General features: G+C 71.3%; 22 protein-coding genes and 1 tRNA gene. 9 read left to right on the top strand and 14 right to left on the bottom strand.

The features are described 5' to 3' along the window. Positions 1–66 precede the first annotated feature (66 nt). Positions 67–1221 carry a S1 family peptidase gene (locus tag BLW14_RS01295; protein ID WP_177153875.1) on the top strand — a complete coding sequence of 385 codons (1155 nt, stop codon included), beginning with the start codon at positions 67–69 and terminating at the stop codon, positions 1219–1221. Positions 1222–1290: 69 nt separating this feature from the next. Here the strand turns inward: BLW14_RS01295 and BLW14_RS01290 are convergent, their stop codons facing one another. The 3 genes from BLW14_RS01290 to BLW14_RS01280 form a co-directional block, all read right to left on the bottom strand. Further along, entirely contained in the window at positions 1291–1731 is a 441-nt protein-coding gene (locus BLW14_RS01290) for a GNAT family N-acetyltransferase (protein ID WP_093703430.1), read from the bottom strand. A 77-nt stretch (positions 1732–1808) separates the two neighbouring features. Continuing rightward, a tRNA-Val gene (locus BLW14_RS01285) sits at positions 1809–1881 on the bottom strand. Between the two features lie 105 nt (positions 1882–1986). Beyond that, entirely contained in the window at positions 1987–2820 is an 834-nt protein-coding gene (locus tag BLW14_RS01280; RefSeq protein WP_093703428.1) for a helix-turn-helix transcriptional regulator, read from the bottom strand. A 685-nt stretch (positions 2821–3505) separates the two neighbouring features. On the opposite strand from BLW14_RS01280, the gene BLW14_RS01270 reads away from it, so the two are divergent. Beyond that, on the top strand, positions 3506–3709 hold the full coding sequence (locus tag BLW14_RS01270) for a cold-shock protein (RefSeq protein ID WP_018523299.1): 204 nt from the start codon (positions 3506–3508) through the stop codon (positions 3707–3709). Between the two features lie 76 nt (positions 3710–3785). Here the strand turns inward: BLW14_RS01270 and BLW14_RS01265 are convergent, their stop codons facing one another. Together BLW14_RS01265 and BLW14_RS01260 are read right to left on the bottom strand one after the other, a co-directional pair. Continuing rightward, positions 3786–4388: a hypothetical protein gene (locus BLW14_RS01265; RefSeq protein WP_093703424.1), complete on the bottom strand. Its 603-nt coding sequence runs from the start codon at positions 4386–4388 to the stop codon at positions 3786–3788. Between the two features lie 471 nt (positions 4389–4859). After that, the gene (locus tag BLW14_RS01260) at positions 4860–5666 is read right to left on the bottom strand and encodes a class I SAM-dependent methyltransferase (RefSeq protein ID WP_093703422.1); all 807 of its coding nucleotides are present in this window, start codon (positions 5664–5666) and stop codon (positions 4860–4862) included. Positions 5667–5808: 142 nt separating this feature from the next. On the opposite strand from BLW14_RS01260, the gene BLW14_RS01255 reads away from it, so the two are divergent. The 3 genes from BLW14_RS01255 (at position 5809) to BLW14_RS01245 (ending at position 8978) form a co-directional block, all read left to right on the top strand. Continuing rightward, complete coding sequence (locus BLW14_RS01255) at positions 5809–6696, top strand: aminoglycoside phosphotransferase family protein (protein ID WP_093703420.1); 888 nt, start codon at positions 5809–5811, stop codon at positions 6694–6696. Positions 6697–6777: 81 nt separating this feature from the next. Next, positions 6778–8130 (top strand): VWA domain-containing protein, encoded by a 1353-nt coding sequence (locus BLW14_RS01250; protein ID WP_093703418.1) that lies wholly within the window; start codon positions 6778–6780, stop codon positions 8128–8130. Between the two features lie 107 nt (positions 8131–8237). Further along, positions 8238–8978 (top strand): SDR family oxidoreductase, encoded by a 741-nt coding sequence (locus BLW14_RS01245; protein ID WP_093710611.1) that lies wholly within the window; start codon positions 8238–8240, stop codon positions 8976–8978. 82 nt (positions 8979–9060) lie between these two features. Here BLW14_RS01245 and BLW14_RS01240 read toward each other — a convergent pair whose 3' ends face one another. Both BLW14_RS01240 and BLW14_RS01235 read right to left on the bottom strand, forming a co-directional pair. Then, complete coding sequence (locus tag BLW14_RS01240; protein WP_371128111.1) at positions 9061–9876, bottom strand: GH25 family lysozyme; 816 nt, start codon at positions 9874–9876, stop codon at positions 9061–9063. A 315-nt stretch (positions 9877–10191) separates the two neighbouring features. Further along, a complete protein-coding gene (locus BLW14_RS01235; protein ID WP_093703414.1) occupies positions 10192–10710 on the bottom strand; it encodes a DoxX family protein in 519 nt (172 codons plus the stop codon). A gap of 182 nt (positions 10711–10892) precedes the next feature. Here BLW14_RS01235 and BLW14_RS01230 point away from each other — a divergent pair, with 182 nt between their 5' ends. Further along, positions 10893–11843 (top strand): Lrp/AsnC family transcriptional regulator, encoded by a 951-nt coding sequence (locus tag BLW14_RS01230; RefSeq protein ID WP_093703412.1) that lies wholly within the window; start codon positions 10893–10895, stop codon positions 11841–11843. Positions 11844–11853: 10 nt separating this feature from the next. On the opposite strand, the gene BLW14_RS01225 is transcribed toward BLW14_RS01230, so the two are convergent. The 3 genes from BLW14_RS01225 to BLW14_RS01215 are packed head-to-tail and all read right to left on the bottom strand — an operon-like array spanning position 11854 to position 15296. Beyond that, a complete protein-coding gene (locus tag BLW14_RS01225; RefSeq protein ID WP_093703410.1) occupies positions 11854–12624 on the bottom strand; it encodes a phosphatase PAP2 family protein in 771 nt (256 codons plus the stop codon). Then, entirely contained in the window at positions 12625–13578 is a 954-nt protein-coding gene (locus BLW14_RS01220; protein ID WP_093703408.1) for a YihY/virulence factor BrkB family protein, read from the bottom strand. Next, positions 13578–15296, bottom strand: coding sequence for a bifunctional phosphatase PAP2/diacylglycerol kinase family protein (locus BLW14_RS01215; RefSeq protein WP_093703406.1), 1719 nt, complete (start codon positions 15294–15296; stop codon positions 13578–13580). The genes BLW14_RS01220 and BLW14_RS01215 overlap by 1 nt, the downstream gene beginning before the upstream one ends. Positions 15297–15506: 210 nt before the next feature. Between BLW14_RS01215 and BLW14_RS01210 the strand changes: the two genes are divergently transcribed. Together BLW14_RS01210 and BLW14_RS01205 are read left to right on the top strand one after the other, a co-directional pair. Then, complete coding sequence (locus tag BLW14_RS01210; protein WP_093703404.1) at positions 15507–15887, top strand: VOC family protein; 381 nt, start codon at positions 15507–15509, stop codon at positions 15885–15887. A 55-nt stretch (positions 15888–15942) separates the two neighbouring features. Further along, the gene (locus tag BLW14_RS01205) at positions 15943–16374 is read left to right on the top strand and encodes an SRPBCC family protein (RefSeq protein WP_093703402.1); all 432 of its coding nucleotides are present in this window, start codon (positions 15943–15945) and stop codon (positions 16372–16374) included. Between the two features lie 89 nt (positions 16375–16463). On the opposite strand, the gene BLW14_RS01200 is transcribed toward BLW14_RS01205, so the two are convergent. Next, entirely contained in the window at positions 16464–17747 is a 1284-nt protein-coding gene (locus BLW14_RS01200; RefSeq protein ID WP_256332977.1) for a phosphatase PAP2 family protein, read from the bottom strand. Positions 17748–18055: 308 nt separating this feature from the next. Then, complete coding sequence (locus BLW14_RS01195; RefSeq protein ID WP_093703398.1) at positions 18056–19846, bottom strand: cellulase family glycosylhydrolase; 1791 nt, start codon at positions 19844–19846, stop codon at positions 18056–18058. Positions 19847–20129: 283 nt separating this feature from the next. Here BLW14_RS01195 and argJ point away from each other — a divergent pair, with 283 nt between their 5' ends. Next, positions 20130–21305: a bifunctional glutamate N-acetyltransferase/amino-acid acetyltransferase ArgJ gene (argJ, locus tag BLW14_RS01190; RefSeq protein ID WP_093703396.1), complete on the top strand. Its 1176-nt coding sequence runs from the start codon at positions 20130–20132 to the stop codon at positions 21303–21305. A gap of 33 nt (positions 21306–21338) precedes the next feature. On the opposite strand, the gene BLW14_RS01185 is transcribed toward argJ, so the two are convergent. Both BLW14_RS01185 and BLW14_RS01180 read right to left on the bottom strand, forming a co-directional pair. Beyond that, the gene (locus BLW14_RS01185) at positions 21339–21707 is read right to left on the bottom strand and encodes a hypothetical protein (RefSeq protein WP_093703394.1); all 369 of its coding nucleotides are present in this window, start codon (positions 21705–21707) and stop codon (positions 21339–21341) included. A gap of 3 nt (positions 21708–21710) precedes the next feature. Next, entirely contained in the window at positions 21711–22298 is a 588-nt protein-coding gene (locus BLW14_RS01180; RefSeq protein ID WP_093703393.1) for a TetR/AcrR family transcriptional regulator, read from the bottom strand. Positions 22299–22304 lie beyond the last annotated feature (6 nt).

Raw genomic sequence — 22304 nt, 5'->3', positions numbered from 1 at the left:
ACAGAGTCGCCTCGGACGCCTGCTGTTCCTCCCCCACCCAGCCGGAACAACAGAAGGGCCAAGACCTTGAGACGCACCACAGCCTTGAGAACCGCACTGTCCGCCGCACTCCTCCTCGGAGCCTGGGCGGGCGCCGGCTTCCCCTCCGCATCCGCGGCGGACACCCCCACCGGATCCTCCAGTGCCGCCCCGGCCTCCGACGGCCTGCTCACAGCCATGCAGAGGGACCTCGGCCTGACGGCGAGCCAGGCCAGGGCACGGCTCTCCGCAGAGAAGACGGCCACCGCCCTCCAGCCGAAGGCGCGCCACGCCGCCGGGGCCTCCTACGGCGGCTCCTGGTTCGACCCGGCGACCGGCCACCTCACCGTCGCCGTCACCGACACCGAGCAGGCGGCAGCGGTACGGGCCACAGGCGCCGCCGTACGCCTGGTGACCCACACCGAGAAGAGCCTCGACTCGTTCAAGGCGAAGCTCGACAAGCTCGACGCCCCCTCCGGCGTCAGCAGCTGGCACGTCGATCCCCGCGCCAACAAGGTCGTCATCGACGTCGTCGCCTCCCGGCAGTCTGACAACGATGTCCAGGCGTTCGTGCGGAAGGCCCGCGAGACCGGGCCCGTCAGCGTCGTGAAGACCACGGAGGCGCCGAAGACCTTCTCGGCCGGGACCGTGGGCGGTGACCCGTACTACACGGGCAACGTGCGGTGCTCCATCGGCTTCTCCGTCTACGGCGGCTTCGTGACGGCGGGCCACTGCGGTCGGGCCGGTGCCGGGGTCAGCGGCTGGGACGGATCCTACATAGGCAACTTCCAGGGCTCGTCCTTCCCCGGCGACGACTACGCCTGGGTCAATGTCGGCAGCGGCTGGTGGACGGTCCCCGTCGTCCTCGGCTGGGGCACCGTCTCCGACCAGCTCGTCCGCGGCTCGAACGTGGCTCCCATCGGTGCCTCGATCTGCCGTTCCGGCTCCACCTCGCACTGGCACTGCGGCAACGTCCTCGCCACCAACGACACGGTCAACTACAGCCAGGGCGCGGTCTACCAGATGACCAAGACCAGCGTCTGCGCCGAACCGGGCGACTCCGGCGGCTCCTTCATCAGCGGCGACCAGGCCCAGGGCGTCACCTCCGGCGGCTGGGGCAACTGCAGCTCCGGCGGTGAGACCTGGCACCAGCCGATCAACGAGATCCTGAACCGGTACGGGCTGACGCTCCACACCGCCTGACCGCGCTCCGCGCGTACCGGGGCCTGCCGTGCGGGACGGCGGGCCCCGGTACGCGTGCGCTCCGCGCCGTCAGCCGAGCCGCAGGTCGATGTACGGCACGGTGTCGCCCGGCAGGACGTACCTCTCGAGCTCCACGAACCCCTGCCGCAACGCGAACCGCAGCCCCTCGGGGTTCGACTCCAGCACGCAGGTCTCGATCACCTCGGCACCGAGTTCCCGGGCCAGCTCCAGGCCGTGGGCGTACAGCAACGCACCGAGGCCCCGGCCGCGGTGGGCGGGCAGGACGCGCGCGATCACCGTCGCCAGCGGGTTGTCGGAGCCGGGCGGGCGTACGGTGGAGCAGCCCACCAGGACGTCGTCCAGATGAGCGATGAACAGCCGGTTGCGGCCGGCGCGCTTCGTCACCTCCGCGACCGACAGCGCGGCCGTCGGGATGATGGCGTTGTGGACGAACCGCCAGTCCAGGAGCGAGGCGTCATCGTCCGCCGGCTCGATACGAAGATCGTTCATCGCGTCAGGAAACCGGCACCGCGTCGAGCCGTCAACCGGCTTGCCCACCGGTGGCCGAACGGGGCCCCGTCTGACGGGTGGGCCGACCGGATTCGAACCGGCGTGCTCCTACATGTCGTGAAGGCGCGACGACCACTGCGCTACGGCCCACCCCGCCAGGAAGCGTAACGGAGGTCCACTCGCCGGGAGCGAGTGCCTAGGGCCTGTGGTCAAACTCCCCTCGTCGCACGGCAGAGGGGAGTTCGACCACAGGCCCTAGGGGGCGCGCAGCACCCGCGCGGGCGGGTGGGTGTGCTGCTGCGCCCCGGGGCGGAAGACCAGGACGATCAGGCGCGCGCCGGGGGCGGCCATGGGCTGTGCCGCGCACATCGTCACCCACCCCGGTCCGTCGATGGCGTGCCGCACCGGTCGAGCGTCCCCGTCGGGATGGATCTGCGAACCGCCCGACTCCCAGATCGGCGCACACTGGGGGTCGGCCTGTACGTCTCTCTCGATCTGGCGGAGCACCTCGTCGTCGGGCCGGCCGGCGAGCGCCGCGCGCAACTGCGGCACGACCAGCGGGGCCCAGGCGGTCTCCCAGTCGATGAGCATGGCGCGGCCCTCGGGTTCCAGCAGCATCCACCGCATGGTGTTCGTCGGGACCCGCCCGCCCGGGAAGAGCCGGGCGAACTCGGCGTTGTACGTGATGAGCTCCCACGAGGCGTCCGTGATGTACGCGGGGTGGGTCATGCCGTCCACGGCCTCCTGCCACACCGCCGGCACCTCCTTGCCCGACCGCGTGGTGAGCGGGCCGGGCGGGTCGCCTATACCGGCGTACCGGCACAGCGACACCCACTCCTGTTCGTTGAACGTGAAGAGCGTCGCCACATCACGCAGGAAGCCGATGTCCGGCCTCGGCCAGGCACCGGATTCGAGTCGGCGGTAGGTACCGGGCGTCCGGTGCAGGAGCTGGTCGACCTGGTGCTGGGAGAGCCCGGGAGCGCGACGCCCCCGACGGGACGCACGGTGGAAGCCGTGCCCGGCGGGGTCGATCAGCGCACGGCGGGCGCTGAGCAGCGTGCGCAGCGCCGCCTTGTCGGTGTTGGTCATGCCATCAAATCCCCCGCTGCCGAGCCACGTTGCCCGAGCGCGAGCCTAGTTGGCGCTACGTGGCTTAGCGCTAAAAACCGGACGTAGAAAACAGTGTGTTTACCTTCCATGCTGGAGAGCGCCGGGCGGTGACCTGCGGCTCCTCGGGGCGGCGGGCCCGCGCCCGACGTGCGGGGCTCCTGCTGTCCTTGCCAGCAGGGCATAGCCGGAATCCCGCGCCCGTTCAGAACGGTGACGGGAAGGGCTTGACCAGCAAACCGTAGTGCGCCCCGGAGAAACGGACCCGGCCCGACGGTCCGCTGATCCGGCTCTTTCCGTCACCCACCTCGGCCCCCGGGCCGAGGCGGGGCGGAACCAGGTGCGGCCGGCAGTTCTCTGCCGGCCGCACCGTCTTCTTGCCCGCGGTCACTGCTCCATCCGGAGTCGCCCGTACCCGGCCAATACCCCGCCGCCCGCTGATTTCACCGCGAGCATGGCCCCATCAGCGGGTTTCCCCGGCATCCCGCGCGACGCGAAGTCGTTGCTCTCTGGTGGAGAGGGGTTTCGCCATGTAGCGTCACTGCCGGAAGTCGTGGTTCGCCGAAACCGCCCGTGCTCCGGCGCGGGCGCCTTGCTGTGCAGGGGCGGATCAGGACCCACTGGGACCGCGTGGTGCGGCTCCCGATATCGACTGAGAGGCACCGGCATGGCCAGCGGAACCGTCAAGTGGTTCAACGCCGAAAAGGGTTTCGGCTTCATCCAGCAGGACGGCGGCGGGCCGGACGTCTTCGCGCACTACTCGAACATCAACGCCACCGGCTTCCGTGAGCTCCAGGAGGGCCAGGCGGTGACCTTCGACATCACGCAGGGCCAGAAGGGCCCGCAGGCGGAGAACATCACGGCCGTCTGACGCCGCAGCATCACCACGTCCGGCCCCCGGGAGCACGCTCCCGGGGGCCGGACGTGTGAGACGGCCCGTGGCGGTCTCAGCCGGCTGCCCGGCCCTCGTCGGCCTGCGCCGACTCGGTCGCCGTGTACATGGCCGCACCCTTCTGCATTCCCTTGCCCACGACGCCTCGTTTGACGAGGGTCTCCAGGGTGTTGCGCACCACCTGTACCGAGGTGCCGCGTTCCGGGTGCGCCTTCGTCAAATCGGCGTGCACCTCGCGCGCCAGGCGCGGTTCACCCAGGGGCATCAGCGCACGGATGAGCTGGTGCAGGGGAGCGGCCGCCGTTGTGCCCGCCTTCCGGCCGGCCGCCCTTGTCCCGGCGGGCTTCGGCTTGGCGCGCCCGGCGGCCCTGGGGCTCGGGACGGCCTTGGCGGCGGTGTCGCCGCCACCGGCCCCTGTCCTGCCGGCGCGGGCGGCGCGGCGCGGCCGCGGGGGTGCCGTCGCACCGGGCAGCGCCGACTGCATGCCGGCCAGCCAGGTCTCGTCGGTCCGGAGCCGCTCCAGGCGGGACCGCAGTCGCTCGATCTGCGCGGCGAGCTCCTTCTGCTCCGCGCGGTTGTCGGCGAGATCGGTGGCGAACCGCTCGGCATACACCCTCTGTACGCTCTGCGCCGCGTTGTCCGTGTCCGCTTGGTTCATGGTGGTTCACGCTCCTTGGGCTGGGGGTTTACTGCCATACGCCTCCATTCACCACATATGGCGACGTGGTGGGCCGGGTTTGCGGGCAAGGTCCAGCCGAAGGGATGAACGTCCCGCCGGGAGGCGGGAAATCCACATGCTGATCACACGATCACCGCGCGACCGTACCGGTGTGCGGGAGCGTGCGGCGCGCATCGGGCCTGGTGGCGGGCGCGCCGGTGTCGGGACCGGTCGTCCGCCGCGGTCTCCCATGCTGCCGCGTCGCTCCGCACCCCACATGCTCCGTACGTCCCCATTGGTCTGAAGCAACCGCACACCACGCCGCTCGGGTGCGGAGCGGGGGAGCCGGATGAGTACCCCGGCCGTTCAGCCGTACCTGACGCATGGCCAGAAACGGCTGTGGTTTCTGCGTCCTGCACCAATGGAGCGCGGGGAGGCGGCTGGCCGAACTGCCTGGCGGCCCGGCCGGCGTCACCGCGGGTGGCGCCCCCACGCGGAGATCATCGGGGCGGTGGCGAGGTCGAGGCGTCCCGTCCCCACGTTCGCCAGATGACGGTCGATCTCCTCGTCGGTGGCCAGCGCCGCCGCCACCAGCCGGCCACGGATCTGCCGCACGGTCGCGGCCTCCAGGACCGTGCACGCGGGAGAGGTGCTCGGGAAGTACGCATCCGCGCGGACATCCTCCAGACCCGCATCGCGCAGCAGCCGGGGCAGCGTCCTGCCGTACTCCAGGTCGGCGCCGCGCCCCGCCATCAGCGAGCGGAAGCCGGAACGCAGCCGGTTGGCGAGCCGCTGCTCGGGCCCCGACTCGTCCGGGCACAGGAGCGGCTGCAACCCCGGGTCGGCGTCCTCCAGGAGCAGTACGCCGCCCGGCCGCAGCGCCCGGACCATGCGGCGCAGCGCCTCCGCACGGTCGGTGACGTGGACCAGCACCAGCCGCGCGTGCACGAGGTCGAAACCACCCTCCGGCGGCGGGTCGGCGGCGACGTCGTGGGCCAGCACCTCGATGACCCCGCCCGCGATCCCCTCGGTCCACGACACGTCGATGTCGGTGGCGACCACCGTCCCGTCCGGCCCGACCCGCTCGGCCAGCCCGAGCGGCACGGACGGCCCGCCGGCACCGACCTCCCAGCACCGCATGCCGGGCCCGATCCCCAACCGGTCGACGTGGCGGAACGTCACCGGGTCGAAGAGTTCGGAGAGTGCGCCGAAGCGGATGCCCGCCTCCGACTGCTGGTTGTCCAGGAGGTAGCCGTGGTCGGTGCTGTGCTGAGCCATGGGGCGATTCTGTCAGCCGGACGCGAGACCGCAGGCCGGCGGCCACGCTCCCGAAAACGGCTCGACAGCAGGGTCCGCGAAGTCATGTGATGGTCCGGAACGCCCGCCGCGACCGGAGCGGGCCGAAGGCAGGACACCGCCGTTGGCACCCGCTCGTACCCGCCCCGCGATCGACACCTCACTGGTCCGACGACTGGTCGACAGCCAGTTCCCGCAGTGGGCCGGGCTGTCGCTGGAGCCGTTCGAGCCGGCCGGGTCCGACCACGTCATCCACCGGCTCGGCGACGAACTCTCCGTACGGCTGCCGCGCCATCCCGGGGCGGTCGGGCAGGCTCGCAAGGAACTCCTGTGGCTGCCCCGCCTCGCCCCGCACGTTCCGCTGGCCGTTCCGGTGCCGGTCGCGGTGGGGGAGCCGGACCTCGGATACCCGTGGCCGTGGGCGGTGACGTGCTGGCTGGACGGCGAGGTGGCGAGCGCCGAGGCGCTGGGCGGGTCGCACGGGACCGCCGTGCGGCTCGCCGGATTCCTCACGGCCCTGCAACGGTTCGAGCCCGGCGGCTTCGCGCTCACCCCGGACTTGGACCGCGCGTCGGAGTCCCTGCGCGGCCGCGACCGCGCCACGCGTGCGGCGATCGCCGCGCTGGACGGGGTGTTCGACGCCCGGGCCATGACGCGGGTGTGGGAGGCGGCACTCGCCGCGCCCGCCTGGGACCGCCCACCGGTCTGGGTCCACGGCGACTTCCACACCGGCAACCTGCTGACCGTGGAGGGCCGCCTCAGCGCCGTCATCGACTTCGGCGGGCTCGGTCCGGGCGACCCGGCCTGCGACCTGATGATCGCCTTCACTCTTATGTCGGCGGGCAGCCGGGCCGCCTTCCGGGCCGCGCTCGGACCGGACGACGCCACCTGGGCCCGAGGACGCGGCTGGGCCCTGGCCACCGGACTGAACGCCCACACCGCGTACGCGGCCACCGACCCGCGCGTCGCCGCGCAGACGGCCCGCCAGATCCACGCGGCCCTCGCGGGCTGACCGGGCCGCTCGTACCAGCTCTGCTACGGAGGCCGCGGCCCCCGTCGTCCTCGCGGAACACCGGCAGGCAGACTGTTCCCCGTGACGACACTGAGCAAGGGTGCCAACATGCCGGTGGCGGCATCCGCCGTCCGCGCCGTACTGGGCTGGTCGGCCGGGCTCGGTGTGCCCGATGTGGACGCCTCCGCGCTGGTGCTGGCCGCCGACGGGCGGGTCCGTTCGGACGGCGACCTCGTCTTCTACAACCAGCCCCGGCACGGCTCGGGGGCCGTGCGCCACCTCGGCAAACAGCCCGGCTCCGACACGCTGGAGGCCGACCTCGCGGCGCTCGGACCGGACGTGCAGCGGGTTGCCCTGTGCGCCTCCGCGGACGGAGGCACGTTCGGGCAGGTGCCGGGCCTCCACCTGCGCCTGCTCGACACCGTGTCCGGCGCGGAGCTGGCCCGATTCGACATGGCGGCCGGGCCGGAAACCGCCTATGTGTGCGGCGAGCTCTACCGGCGCGCGGGCGGCTGGAAGTTCCGGGCCGTGGGCCAGGGGTACGCGAGCGGGCTCGCCGGTCTGGCCACGGACTTCGGCATCACCGTCGACGAGCCCGCCCCCGCAGCCCCGGTGCAGCCACCCCCGGCACAGCCGCCTTCGACGCCGCCGGGCGGCCCGTCGCCGCGGCTCACCAAGGGCGAGGAACACCTGCCGGTCGACATGCGCAAGCGGCTGTCGCTGCGCAAGCAGCAGGTGGCCGTCAGCCTCGGCAAGCACGGCCTGGCACGGCTGACCGCCCGGGTGATCCTCGTCCTGGACGCCTCCGGGTCGATGAGCGCCCTCTACTCACGCGGCACCGTCGCCGGTGTCACCGAGCGGATGGCCGCCGTCGCTGCGCAGGTCGACGACGACGGCGAGATGCAGGCGTGGACCTTCGCCTCCAACCCCGCCCGGTTGCCGGACCTCGTCATCGGTGAACTGCCCGAGTGGCTGCGGCTGCACGTGCGGGTGGGGCAGGTCAGCCTCTTCGGGCGGAGGAAGCCCCCGAAGGGACTGGTTCCCGGGCAGGTCGACATGCGCGCGGTCGGTATCCAGAACGAGGAGCAGAAGGTCATCGCCGAGGTGCGGGAGTACGTACGCGCCAACCCGGTGCCCGCCCCGACGCTCGTCCTGTTCTTCTCCGACGGCGGGGTGTACCGCAACGACGAGATCGAGCGGGAGCTGCGCGCGGCGGTCGAGGAGCCCGTCTTCTGGCAGTTCATCGGCCTCGGCCGCTCGCAGTACGGCGTGCTGGAGCGGTTCGACACCATGTCCGGCCGCAGGGTCGACAACGTCGGTTTCTTCGCCGTGGACGACATCGAGATGGTCTCCGACGAGGAGCTGTACGACCGTCTCCTGTCGGAGTTCCCGTCCTGGCTGCGGGCGGCCCGGCAGGCCGGCATCCTGCGCTGAGCCGTCCGGGTCACGAGCGGTCGGGGCGGGCCCGGTACAGCACGTGCGGCCGGGGAGAGGGGCTTACGGTGGCGGCCGGCCGTACCCGGCTCACGGAAGGCTCGTCCATGAAGATCACGGTCATCGGCGGTACCGGACTGATCGGCTCCCAGCTCGTGTCGAAGCTGCGCGAGGCCGGGCACACCGCGGTCCCCGCCTCCCTGTCGACAGGTGTCGACCTGCTCACCGGCAAGGGGATCGACGAAGCACTCGACGGGGCGGAGACCGTCGTCAACGTCTCGAACTCGCCCACCTTCGACGCCGCGTCCCCCGACTTCTTCCGCACGACCATGGGAACCCTGCTGACGGCGGGTGAGCGGACCGGTGTGCGTCACCAGGTCGTGCTCTCCATCGTCGGCGTCGACCGGATCCCCCAGCTCGACTACTACCGGGCGAAGACGCTCCAGGAGGAGCTGCTGCGCAACGGGCCCGCCGCGTACTCGATCGTGCGTGCCACGCAGTTCTTCGAGTTCATGGACGACGTCATGTCGTGGACCTCCGACGGGGAGACGGTCCGGCTCCCCGCCACACGCCTCCAGCCCATCGCCGCAGCCGACGTGGTCGCCGCCCTGGCGGAGGTCGTGACCGCCGCGCCGCTCGACGACACGGTCGACGTGGCCGGCCCCGATGTGTTCCCCCTCGACGAGATCGGACGCGTCACGCTGGCCGCCCACCGGGACCGCCGGAGCGTCGTCACCGACGACACGGCCGGCATGTTCGCCGCCGTGCGGGGGGACGAGCTGATCGCGGGCCCCGGCGCACGCATCGCGCCCACCTCGTACAAGGAATGGCTCGGCAACGGCAGTTGAGACGGAAGGGCGGCCACCCGATGGGGGCCGGAGCCCCCACCGAGTGGCCGCCCTCCGTTCCGGCCGGCGGTTCAGCTGTCCGTCAGGTGTTGTTGGCCAGGGCCAGCAGCCGGGTGGCGTCACCGTTGAACCGGTCGCGGTCCACGGCTCCCGAAATGCCGCCCACCGAACCGGAGTCGGTGTACTGCCAGAATGTCCAGTACGGGAAGCCCTTCGGGATGGTCGGGCTCGCCGCGCTCGTCCAGTGCGCGGTGAAAAGCGGGCTGCGCGCGGACATGCCGCTCCAGCCGCCCGTGCACGAGTTCCACCAGCTCGCACTGGTGTAGATGACGACGTCACGGCCCGTCTTGGCCTTGTACGTGTTGTAGAAGTCCAGGATCCATGACTGCATGGCGGAGGCCGACTTGCCGTAGCAGCCGCCTTCCAGGTCGAGCATCCCCGGAAGCGTCAGGTTGTCCCGCGACCAGGCGCCGCCGTGCCCCGCGAAGTACGTCGCCTGGGCGGCGCCGCTCGACAGGTTGGGACGCGCGAAGTGGTACGCGCCTCTGATCACCTTCGCGTTGTAGGCGCCCAGATAGTTGGCGTTGAAGTTGGGGTCCTTGTACGTGGTGGACTCGGTGGCCTTGATGTAGGCGAACTTGATACCCGCCGACTTCACCGACGACCAGTTGATCGAGCCCTGGTAGTGCGACACGTCGATACCGGGGAGCGTCGTGGCCTGGATGGACGACGAGCGCTCCGGGGTGAGATCGAGCTGCCGGCCGTCCGGCGCGAACGTGTCACCGTCGGTGAGGTAGCCGGCGCCCATGTACCCGTCACCGAGGGGGATGGCGGCGGACGAAGCCGGGGCCGGGTCGGCCGAGGCGGGCGTCGCCGACACGGTGGGGACGAGCACCATGCCCAGGCCGGCGGCCCCGAGGGCCACCAGCTTGCGGACTGCGGGTCTGTGGCTGCGAATGGTTGACAACGGAGCCTCCGGGGGGTGAGCGGAAGTGGTCTACTCGCGTAGCACGTGGGGCGGTTCCGAGCGTAACGATGTGTTCCTGGGGTGGCCCGTCACGAATTGCGGGCGAGACCATCGCCTTGACGGGGGCACGTCACGAGTGACGCATGAACACCACTGTGCCGTAAAGGGCTTTGGGGCGGCCTCTGTGGTCCAGTCCAGTGAAGAAGCGGCCGAGCTGTGGTGATGCCGCCACCCGGGTGAGAACTTTCATCCCCGTGAAACCGCGGCCCGCGCCCGGTGGACCGCACGACGCGCTCCCTCCCCCTCCCCGGCCGCGAGCAGCGCGACGGCGATGTAGACCGCCTGCTCGGGGATCCGGAACCACAGCGGGGTCGCCGGATCGCCGTCCAGCGGAACGTCCTCCAGCGCGGCGTACACGTTGGCGGGCAGCATCAGTACCAGGAGCACCGCCAGGCAGAGCCCGGCCACCGGCCGCGTCGCCGCCCGTACGAGCCCGGCGGCGCCCAGGAGCTCCAGCACCCCGGTCCCGTACACCACGAGGTGGGGGAGCGGGACGAACGGCGGGACCATCGCCGTCAGGTCGTCGTGGCTCGGCATCACGCCACCGCCGTCCGGGACGAAGTGCGCCGCCCCGCTCGCCACGAACAGCACCGCCAGACCGTGGATGAGCGCAGCCCGCCAGGACGCGAACCGGCGGACCCCCAGCGCACCCAGGAGGCGGAACACCGGTGTCGGGACGGCGAGAAGCATGAGGGATTCGAACATGAGGTCCTCCGGAAGCGGCGATCGGCACGTGCACCGGCCACAGCAGGCGAGCCCGCCGCACCGACCGCGCGGCGGACACCCGCAACGGCCCGGGCACGACCGCCATGCTTCCCGGCCCACGCGGCCCCGGCCCCCAACCGGCCGCACACGGGCGGCATTCGACACCGGCCTACACTGCCCGGATGGAATCGGTCACGCTGGACGCACTCGACCTGCGGCTCCTGCACGCCCTCCAGCTCGACGGCCGGGCCCCCTTCAGCAAGATCGCCGCCGTGCTCGATGTGTCCGACCGCACCGTCGCCCGGCACTTCGGCAAACTCCGGTCCGCGGGCATCGCCCGGGTCGCCGGAGTGACCAACAGCCACCGCCTCGGCCACGCCGAGTGGCTCGTCCGGCTGCGTGTACCGCCCGCCCGCAGCACCGCGCTCGCCCGCGCCCTGGCCCACCGGCCCGACACCGCCTGGGTGGCCGTTCTGTCGAGCGGCACCGAGGTCGGCTGCGTCTTCCGCGTCGCGGGGGAGGGCCCGGCGCCCCTGGGCGAGCTGGGCCGTCTCTCCTACATCAGCCACATCGAGGCGCACCGGGTGCTGCGGCCCGTCATGCAACGGCGGTGGGCCGGACGGAACCTGGCGCTGACCGACGAGCAGATCGCCGCGCTCACCCCGGAGGCCACCGCGGACCCCCGGCCGGTGGAGCTGACCGACCTCGACCGCCGGCTGCTGCCCGCCCTCGCCGCCGACGGCCGCGCGGCCTACCCGGACCTGGCCCGGCGGATCGGCTGGTCGGAATCGGCCGTACGCCGGCGCCTGCACGAACTGCGCCACATGGGCGTGCTCCAGCTCGACGTCGAGGTGGACTCGGGGCTCTTCGGCTACTCCGTGCAGTGCATGCTGCGGCTCTCCGTCGTGCCGGGCAGCCTCGCCCACGTCGCACGGGCCCTGGCGGCGGACCCCGAGGCGGCCTTCGTCGGCACCATGACGGGCTCCCACAACCTGGTGGCCGTCGCCGTCTGCCGGAACGCCGAGGCCCTCGACACGTACCTCACCGACCGCGTCGGCGCCCTCGACGGAGTCGAACGCCTGGAATCCGCGCTGGTCACCGCGTACGTCAAACGCGCCGCCCCGGAGGGCTGACGCCCACCCGTCAGCGTTCCGGGGCCGTCTCCGTCAACTCCGGTTCCAGACCCTCCGTCACCTCGCTGCGCCGGCGCCCCGAATCGGCACGCCAGGCCTCGAAGGCCCATGCGGTCGAGGCGACCACGGCGAGACCGAGCAGCCAGCCGCCGACCACATCGCTGAACCAGTGGACCCCCAGGGCGACCCGGGTGAAGCCCACCCCGAGGACCGAGAGTCCCGCCACGGCCCAGCACACCACCCGGGCGCCGCGCGGCACCAGCGGCAGCAGGACCAGCAGCAGCACCGCGAACGTCGTCGTGGCCGTCATCGCGTGCCCCGACGGGAACGAGAATCCGGGCGCGCGCGCCACCGGGTCCTCCAGCGAGGGCCTCGCCCGCTCCACGACCACCTTGACCAGCAGCCCCGTCAGGCCACCGGCCACCGCCGTGACCGCACTCCAGGCCGCCAGGCGCCAGGCCCGGCGGTACAGCAGCCAGCCGGTAAGGACGGCGACCACGCAGCGCAGCGTGAACGGGTCCCAGACCCAGTCGGACAGGAAGCGCAGGGTGCTCGTCCAGGCCGGGTGGCCGAGCGCGGTGCGGTGCAGGTGTCCGGCCGCACCCGAGTCCAGCGCGCGCAGCGGCCGCCAGTGCCCCTCGACGAGGACCAGCACCAGCGCGAACGGCACCGCGGACAGCGCCGCGACGGCGGCCGCGCCCAGCAGACGCACGCCGAACGCGCGGTCCGCGGCCCGGCGCCGCCGCTCACGCAGCAGGCGTGTGGTGGCTCGTACAACCATTCATGCTCCCGGATCGTCTTGAATCGGCCCGGGCCGGCGGGCGCGGGCAGCCTCCAGCTGCGCCGCGAAGGACAGCCCGAGGAACAGGGCTATGGAGGTCAGATACGCCCACAGCAGCAGCGACATGAAGGCGCTCAGCGGGCCGTACACCGTGTCGAAGGAGCCGCTGAGGGAGAGGTACTGGCTCAGCAGATACGTCAGTGCCGTCCACAGCACCAGGTAGAGGGCCGCGCCGAAGGCCAGCCAGGTGTAGCCGGGCTGGTTGCGGCGCGGGGATCGACGGAATATCGCGCTCGCCGACATCAGGGCCAGCAGCAGACCGATCGGCCAGCGCAGCAGGTCCCAGGTGAACCTCGCCGTGTCACTGAGGTGGTAGACCGTGGCGGCGGCCGTGACGAGGTCGCCGCCGACGACCATCAGGATGAACCCGAGCCCCAGCGGAATGCCCGCCGTCAGCGACATCACCAGGCCCCGGAAGTACTTCTGATGGAACGGGCGGTCGCGCTCGACCCCGTATATCCGGTTGGCCCCGCGCTCTATCTGGCACATCGCCGTCGTCACGTTGACCAGTGAGAAGAGCAGGCCGAACCAGAGAGTGAGCTGCGACCCCTCACCGGCGCGCCTGCGGCTGCGGGCGAGCGCGTCGTCCACGACCTCGGCGCTCGGCCCCGCCGCTATCCGATGGATCGTCAACTCCGCCAGCCTGCCCACATTTTCGGTGTGCAGCGAGGCCGACAGGCCGACGAACGCGATCACCAGCGGTATCACCGCGAGAACCGTCTGGAGCGCGAGCGCCCGCGAGTGGCTGAAACCGTCGGCGTAACGGAAGCGAACGAACGAGTCACGCACCAACGGCCAGCGGCCGTAGCGCCGCAGCGAGGCCAGCGCCTCGTCCGCGGTCAGCTCGTCGCCCGTCATGTGGCGGGTCTGCGGCACCCGTGTCGCCGTACCCATCACTCACCCCCGGACGGCAGGAGCACGGTGAGCGCCCCCGGACGCACCTCGGCCACGAGCCGGCGGCCCGCGCCCACCGGGTCGCCGTCGAGCTCCCGCGACTGCCGTGTCGCGAAGTGGAGTTCGGCGTGGCGGAAGGTGAAGTACTCCACGGGCGTGCCGGTGGACTCGTGCGGCTTCCGGCGGCCCCGCAGCACCGTTCCGACGGCGCGCAGCCAGCCGCCCGGGCCGTGCGGATCGAACACGGCGAGATCCAGCAGCCCGTCGTCGGGCCGGGCGGACGGCACGAGCGTGGCTCCGCCCTGTACGTCCCCGATGTTGGCGAGCAGCACCATCCGCGCGGTACGCCGCAGCATCGGCCCGCCGTCCAGCCGGATGGACACCGACATGCGCGGCGCCCGCAGACTGCTCAGCCCGGCGACCACGTACGCGGGCCAGCCCAACGCGGACTTCGCCGCACTGCCGGTGTTCTCCAGCATGGCCGCGTCCAGGCCCGCCCCGGACATCGCGGTGAAGTGGGTGGCGGGCAGTCCGTCGCCCACGATGCGCCCGAGGTCGATCCGCCGCTCGGTCCCGCCCAGCGCGGCGGCCAGCGCCTCGGCCGGTGCGACCGGCAGACCCAGGTTCCGGGCCAGCAGGTTGCCCGTGCCGCAGGGGACCAGGGCCAGCGGCACACCGGAGCCGGCCATCCGGTCGGCCGCCGCCCGGATCGTTCCGTCGCCCCCGCACACCACGACCAGCGACGCACCGTCGCGGACCGCCGCTGCGGCCTGGCCGCCGCCCGGGTCGTCGGCCGTCGTGTCGACGAACTCCGCCCCGTGACGGCCGTACTGCTCCAGGACGAGCCGCAACGTCTCGCGCTGCAGCTCGTCGGTCACCGTCGGATTGACCACGACCACCGTGCGGCCCACGACCTGCTCGGCGCGCTCGGCGGCCACCTCCTGCGCGATCTCCATGGCGTTCTCGGGGACCGGTGCCGGGGCCCTGCCGTCGGCCAGCAGGGTCCGGTACGCCACGAGCAGCGACAGCACCCCGTTCAGCATCCCGCCGAGGACATCGGTGGGGTGGTGCATCCCCCGGTAGAGCCTGGCCAGCCCCACGAGCAGCGGGATGAGCAGCAGCAGCCCGGCGAGCACCTTGTTGCGCCGGCTGCGCCCACCGGGAAGGAGGGCCAGCACGGCGAGACCCGCGTAGAGGGCCGTCGCGGCCCCCGTGTGCCCGGAGGTGTAACTCGCCGTCGGCGGTGACGCGTCGAGCCGGTCCACATCGGGCCGGTCGCGGTCCACGCACACGGTGATGACCAGGAACACCAGCGACTGGAGCGACACGCCGACGGCGAGGAAGACGGCCTGCCGCCACTTGGGCAGCCGGGGGATCACGACCAGGCCCAGACAGACCAGAACGGTGATCGCGATGATGGTCAGCGTGTTGCCGGCCTCCGACGCTGCGAACGACACATCGGTCAACGGTCCGGTCCGCAGACGCTCGAACCCCTCGTTGACCTCGTCCTCGACACTCACCGGCCAGATCGACTGCGCGGGCCCGGTGATCAGGAGACCGAGACCCACCATCAGCGCGGCCTGCCCGACGGTCAGCGCGCCGAGGCGCAGCGCGGCGGTGCGGAGACCGGTCGTCAGGGCGGGGGAGCGGCCCGGCCCGGCGGGGGCACGGGACTCGGCCGTCGGTCGAACCGGTCTTTCCGGCTGGGTGGCAGACATGGGGCTCCCCCTCGTGGCGGCTGGGACGGCTTCGGTCCGTCCGGTGACCCGCCGTCTGCCCCGTAATCCGCCGCTCAGGCATGGCGTGAGCAGGGCTTGCCGCGCCGGCGCCGCCGCCGCACCGGCCGGCTGCCGGGTGTGCCCCGGGGAGCTGCGGGTAAGCGGACGGCGTCCGGGGTAACGAGCCCCCTCGCCAACAGGAGGACGGTCATGGCGGTGCCGAAAACGGGTCTACTGGTGCTGGACTGCGCCGAGCCGCTCGAACTGGCCGACTTCTACGCCGCGTTGCTCGGCGCCGAGGTCCGTCCCGGGCGGGACCCCGATCTCGTCGAGGTCGTGGGCGCGTCCGGCATCCACCTCGCCATCCGCCACGACCACGGCTACGCCCCGCCGAGCTGGCCCCGGCCAGACGATTCGCAGCAGGCACATCTGCGCATCCTGGTCGCCCGCGAGAACATCGACGAGGCGGAACGGGAGGCGGTCGCCCTCGGCGCGCGTCCCCTGGACACGAAGAACAACGGCGGTGCGCGTGATGCCCGCCTCTACTCCGACCCGGCCGGGCACCCGTTCACCCTGGCCACCCTCGCGTAACACCACTTCCGCCGCGCGAAGCGGCGCTCACTCATACCTACGACTAGGAGTCCCCATGTCTTCCTCGCTCGTCGAGACCGTCGATATCAAGGCCCCGGTCGCCGTCAGCTGGGCCCTGTGGAGCGATGTCGCCCGCTGGCCCGCCTTTCTGAGCCACGTCCGGCACGTCGAGCCCATCGACGCCCGCCGGTTCGCCTGGCAGCTTTCCCTCCCCGGCGCCGACAAGAGTTTCGTCGCCGAACTCACCGAGGTCATTCCGGAGAACCGGATCGCCTGGAAGACCACGGAGGGCGTCCACCACGCCGGGGTCGTCACCTTCCACCGGCTGGACGACGAGTCGAGCCGGGTGGCCCTCCAGATCGACTACGACCCGCAGGGCTTCGTGGAGTACCTGGGCGCCCTCACGCACCTGGACTCGGTCCTGGCCAACTACGACCTCGGCGAGTTCCAGAAGCTGGCCGAGCGGACCGCGCGCGGCGACTTCTGACGGGCCTGTGACGACACCGCCCCGCCGGTTCACGAACCGGCGGGGCGGTGGTGTGCGCGGCCGGCGCCGCCCGGTACGCGGGCGGTGGCTCAGGCCATCTCGGGCTGCGGTTCCAGCTTCGGCGCGGGCGCCGCCTCCGGTTCCCAGCGCCGTATGATCCGCACGTAGCCGTAGATCACCGAGCACATGGCTACGATGAGGAGCGGCCCGAACAGCCATGGATAGTGGGCCATCTCCAGCGACAGATAGCGGTACGCGACCAGAAGCGCGGTGAAGACAACGGTGCCGTAGGCGACCAGCTGTACGGCGGACCGGTCCCAGCCGCGTTCGAGCGCGCGCATGCCCGTCTCGATGGTGAGGGTGAACACCACACCCGCGATGAGGTCCGCACCGTAGTGGTAGCCGAAGCCCAGCGTCGCGGCCAGCGTGGCGACCAGCCAGAAGGCACCGGCGTACTGGAGGAACTTCGGGCCCCTGCGGGAGTGGATGAAGATCGCGGTGGCCCACGCGGTGTGCAGGCTGGGCATGCAGTTGCGCGGGGTGATCTCGTCGAACGGCATGTGGTGCGGGGTGCCGACCGGCACGGCGGTGTCGGGCCACATGTCGGCCACCGCCCAGTGCCCGCCGTCGGAGCCGAACGCGAAGATCGGGCCGACCACCGGGAAGATCATGTAGATGGCCGGGCCGAGGAGGCCGATGACCAGGAAGGTGCGCACCAGGTGGTGGCCGGGGAAGACACGGTCGGTCGCCACATTGCGCAGCTGGTACAGCGCGACACAGACCGCGGCGACCGCCAGCTGCGCGTAGACGGCGTTGAGGAAGTGGGCGCCGGCCGAGCCGGTCGCGTTGACGAGCCGCCCCACGACCCAGGACGGGTTGCCCAGCGCGTGGTCGGCGTTGGCCATGTACTGGTCGAGCACATCGGGGCGAGTCTTGGAGGTGATGAGCAACCAGGTGTCACCGGTCTTCCGCCCGGTCACCAGGAGCAGACCCAGACCGACGCCTTTCAGGAGGAGCATGCGTTCCTGGCCGGTGCGACGGGTGAGGGCGACGACGGCGACCCCGATGATCACCCACAGCGCGCCGTTCCCGAAGGGGTGTCCCTCGGTGACCGGGGCGTCGGCCACCCAGCGGATCAGTGCGATGACGAGGTCGATGCCGACCGCGACACCGAGCGCGATGAAACGTTGCCGCCAGGTGAGGACCACCATCATCAGACCCATGCTGGCGTACAGCAGGAAGCCCGATTTCGGCGCGACCACCACTTCCTGGATCTGAGTGGTCATCGGTCCCGGAAGGCCGTAGTGGCGTGCGGCGAATTCCAGCGCGACGAGGAATGCGAGCGTCACCGCCGCCGCAGCCGTCCACAGGATCGCTCGCGGCCGGCGCCACGCGGCGGAGGGTATTCGGCGGCTTATTCGCGAGAACGCCCGCGATGCTATAGGTATCAATTCTCTGGCCGATGTCCTGGGTTTTGGTCAAATAGGTCGCTTTTCATGCCATATGGCACGGTGTGCGGGCGATGAGGGTGGTCGCCGGGGTGGGATCATGCTAACCGAGGCGTTTCGCCGGGTATTCGCTGGTCGCGACCACCTCGAAAGCGGTGCGCCGAATGAGTGCAGCCCGCCACGGGGGCGGGCTGCGGTGCTCCCTTCCGGAGCGGGTCGTGGGGGCGGAGTGGTCAGGACAGGGTGCAGCTCACGCTCGGTACGGCACCTGCGGCCGGCGTGCCCTGGAAACCGAAGGCGGTGTGCGCCCCGGCCGCGAGGCCGCCGTTGTAGTCGGTGCTGGTGACGGTGACGGACGCGCCGGTCTGGGTGTAGGAGGCGTTCCACATGTTCGTGATCTTCTGGCTGCCGCCGTAGGTCCAGGTCAGCTTCCAGGACGTGCCCGGCGCCGTACCCGTGTTGGTCACGGTGACGTCCACCCCGAACCCGCTGCCCCAGTCGCCGTTCACCGTGTACACCGCCTTGCAGCCGGTGTTCCCGCCGGAACCGGTGGTGGCTGCGGTGACCGATGCGGAGGGCGTGGAGGTGTTGCCCGCGGCGTCGCGGGCGCGGACGGTGTACGTGTACGACGTGCCGGCCGTCACACCGGTGTCCGTGAACGTGGTGCCGGTGGCGGTGCCGGCCTTGGTGGAGCCCCGGTACACGTCGTAGCCGGTGACCCCGGTGTCGTCGGAGGCGGCCTTCCAGGACAGGGACACGGAGCTCGCGGTGGTCCCGGTGACCGCGAGGCCGGTCGGGGCGGTGGGAGCCTGGGTGTCGCCCCCGCCGCTACTGGCGCCGCTGCCGAAGTCGGGCGCCTTGATGCTCGCCAGGTAGCCGTCCTTCACGGTGTCGACCGTGGTCCAGTCGTCCTTGAGGATGCCGCCGGTGTCACCCGAATTCGGGTTCCAGGACCAGAAGGTCCACGAGAAGCTGTCGGCCCCGTACTGGCTGGTCGGCCGCAGGTAGTCGGCCAGGGCCTTCAGCCACTTCTGGTCCGTCGTGGACTGGAGCGTGGTGCCGAACTCGCCCACCCACACAGGGGCGATGTTCTGCTTGAAGATGTAGCCCCAGTACTTGTCCCAGACGCCGGGCATGTTGGCGGGGAACGAGGCGTCGGTGAACCACGGCTGCTGGGCGACGCTGGTCGCGTAGTCGTGCGCCGAGTACACCACCTTGTGCGGCACGCTCAGCTCCACCGGGTACTGCCCGACGCCCATGAGGTTGCCGCCCCACCAGCCGGACACCCCGTCGACGGTCTGCACGCCCTCCACGAAGATCAGCAGGTCCGGGTTGGCCGACAGCACGGCGTTCCCGCCGCGCTGCGCCGCGAGCCGCCAGTCCTTCGTGGTGTCGCCGCAGCCCCAGCAGGCGGGGTCGTGCGGCTCGTTGTGGAGGTCGATGCCGACCACCGCGTCGTTGCCCGCGTACCGGGCGGCCAGCGACTTGAGGTTGGCCAGCCAGGTGGACTCGGGGACGGCCGAGGTGTACCAGAGTGCCGACTGCCCGCCCGAGTCCGGCCGGTGCCGGTCCAGGATGACCTTCATGCCGACGCTGCCCGCGTGGTCCACGATGCGGTCCATCACCTGGAGCGAGTCGAGCCCCGCCAGGTCGGTGTTCATCCCGCTGGAATAGTTGATGCTCGCGGGCTGGGTGCCGGCGAAGATGTCGTCGCTGTAGGGCAGCCTGATGGTGTTGTAGCCCAGCGACCGCATCTGGTCGATCATGCTCTTGTAGTCGCGGGACCACAGACCGTGAGGCACATAGTTGGCGGTCTCGAAGCCGAACCAGTTGATCCCGGCGATGCGGACCGGGTGGTTGCCGGCGTCCAGGATCTGTCGCCCGCTGGTGTGCCAGTAGCCGGAGCCGGCGGCGGGCTCGGCGGCCTGCGCCGTGACCGTACCGGCGAGGGGCAGGAGCAGGGCCGCCGCGCTGAAGGCGGCGATCCTGGCGGCTCTTCGGAGGGCGCGGAGAGGGTGAAGCATGGTGCTGGTTCCTCTCTCGGCGGCGCGGCGGCACGGCGCGCAAGAGGTGGGAGCGCTCCCATTTCGCGCCGTGCGCCGCCCCGCCTGTGGCATGGGGACGGGGGTGCGGGTGCCGCGGCCCGCCCCCGTGCCTGACGCCGGGGGTGGTGATGCGGCCCGGCGCCATAAAAGCGATATAGCAATGGGCATGTCAATGGGGCGTCAGGTGTTCATGAGTTGAACGCGGCTGAGTGGCTTGCGAATTGAGTGGACACCTCGGTTCAGTGGTGCAAATATATGCCGTATGACGCATGATCATGCATTGATGTGGCCCTCGGGCTTCCACGCCCATACCGGCAACGGGGGGTTGCGCGACGGCGGTGACGACATCTCCGTCGTTGCCTCGGACCGCCCGGCGGTCAGCGCCGCCGTGTTCACGCGGAGCCTCTTCGCCGGCCCGGCCGTGGTGCTCAGCCGCAGGCATGCCGCAGGACGCGGCCTCCGCGCCGTGACCACGCTCGCCCAGAACGCCAACGTCGCCACCGGCCGGCAGGGAGAGGAGAACGCCGCCGAGGTCGTCCGCCGGGTCGCGGGAATCCTCGGCGTTCCCGAGGCCGAGGTGCTCATCGGCTCCACTGGGGTCATCGGCCGCCCCCTGCCGATGACCACCATCCTCCCGCACTTCGACAGGACCGCCGAGCGTGGCCTCGCGGCGTTCACGGCCGGGCCCCTGGACGTGGCCCGCGCGATGATGACCACCGACACCCGCCCCAAGACCGCCGTCCGCACGGTCGGGGACACGCGCATCGTGGGCGTCGCCAAGGGGGTCGGCATGCTGGAGCCCGACATGGCCACGATGCTGGCCTATGTGTTCACCGACGCCGAGCTGTCACCGGCCGACCTGGACACCGCGTTGCGCGGGGCGGTGAACCGTACGTTCAACTGTCTGAGCGTCGACACCGACACCTCCACCTCCGACACCGTGGCCGTCATCGCCAACGGGGCGGCCGGAGCGGTCGATCCGGCGCTGTTCGCCGAGGCGCTCGCGGACCTGTGCCTGGAGCTCACCCTGCAACTGGCGAGCGACGGCGAAGGCGCCACCAAGCTGCTGAGGGTCACCGTGGGCGGCGCGCGCGACGACGCGCAGGCCAAGCGTGTCGCCAAGAGCGTGGTGAACTCGCCGCTGGTCAAGACCGCCGTGCACGGCGCGGACCCCAACTGGGGGCGGGTCCTCATGGCCATCGGCAAGAACACCGAGGAGACCGACATCGTCCCGGACGCCGTCACCGTGAAGTTCGGTGACATCGAGGTGTATCCGCAGGAGCCCGAGAAGGACACCCTCGGGAGGCTCGTCGACCTGATGCGCCGGGACGAGGTGGACATCGCCATCACGCTCGGCCTCGGTGACGGCGAAGCGACCGTGTACGGCTGCGACTTGTCGGCCGGCTACATCCGCGTCAACGCCGACTACACGACCTGACAAGCCGGTCCGTCGCCGGGGCGGCGGACCGCGCTACACCCGTACGAAGCACCCCACCAGCACTGCGAGCGAGACCACCAGCATGCCGAGGCAGTTCACCCAGAAGGTGGTGTTCAGCGCACGCGCGCGGATGTGGGCGGCGGCGGCCGCGAGGAAATAGACCACGATTGCCGCAGTCGTGGTCATCGCGACGCCGGGCACCCGGAAGCCGACGGCGAGACCCGCGACCGAGGCGGTCTTGGCGGTGGTCAGCAGCCACCACCAGTCACGCGGCAGCCGCACGCCGTCCAGGCAGTCGGCGATGAACCGCGGCGGGCGCACCATCATCGCCGCGTCGCCGGCCTGGATGACGAGCAGGACCACCACCGGCCATACGGGGGAGGGGAGTTCGGAGAGTGTCATCGGTCAGTTCCCTTCCTGTGCGGTGACGAAGGCCGCCATGGACCGGAGCCTCGCCGCCGTCTGCTGGTGGTCGGTCGAGCCGGCGGCGAGCAGCATGAGTTCACCCAGGTAGCCGGCGAACATCACCTGCGCACCGAGCCGGGCCCGCTCCTCGGGCATACCGGCGTCGACCATCGAGGCCGTGAGGTTGTTCTCCGTGAGAGCCCGCAGCGCGCCCAGGGCCGCGTTCCCGGGCAGCCCCCGCGCCAGTGTCCGGAAGTACGCACGGGCGAGGTCGTCGTTCTCGGCGAACAGGGCCAGGAACGGGTCGAAGTAGTGGGCCAGATAGTCGACGGCCGTCGCCTTGCCCGGTTCGGGCGGGGCGGGGATGCGGTCGGCGATGGCCTGGTCGTACACCAGGCCCAGCAGTGACTCCTTGTCCCCGACCGCCATCACCGCCCCCACCGACACCCCTGCCTCGGCGGCGATCTGACGCACCGTCGTGCTCTGGAAGCCGTGCTCCGCGAAGAGCTGGGCGGCGGCCTCCACGATGCGGGTGGCGGTCCGCCGTTTCTGCGCCGCACGCGTTGACTGAACCTGTTCACCGAACATGTTCAC

It is taken from the genome of Streptomyces sp. 2131.1, from assembly GCF_900105515.1.
GTDB lineage: Bacteria > Actinomycetota > Actinomycetes > Streptomycetales > Streptomycetaceae > Streptomyces > Streptomyces drozdowiczii.
Note: the sequence above shows the minus strand (reverse complement) of the source record. Positions and strands in the feature narration are given on the sequence as shown.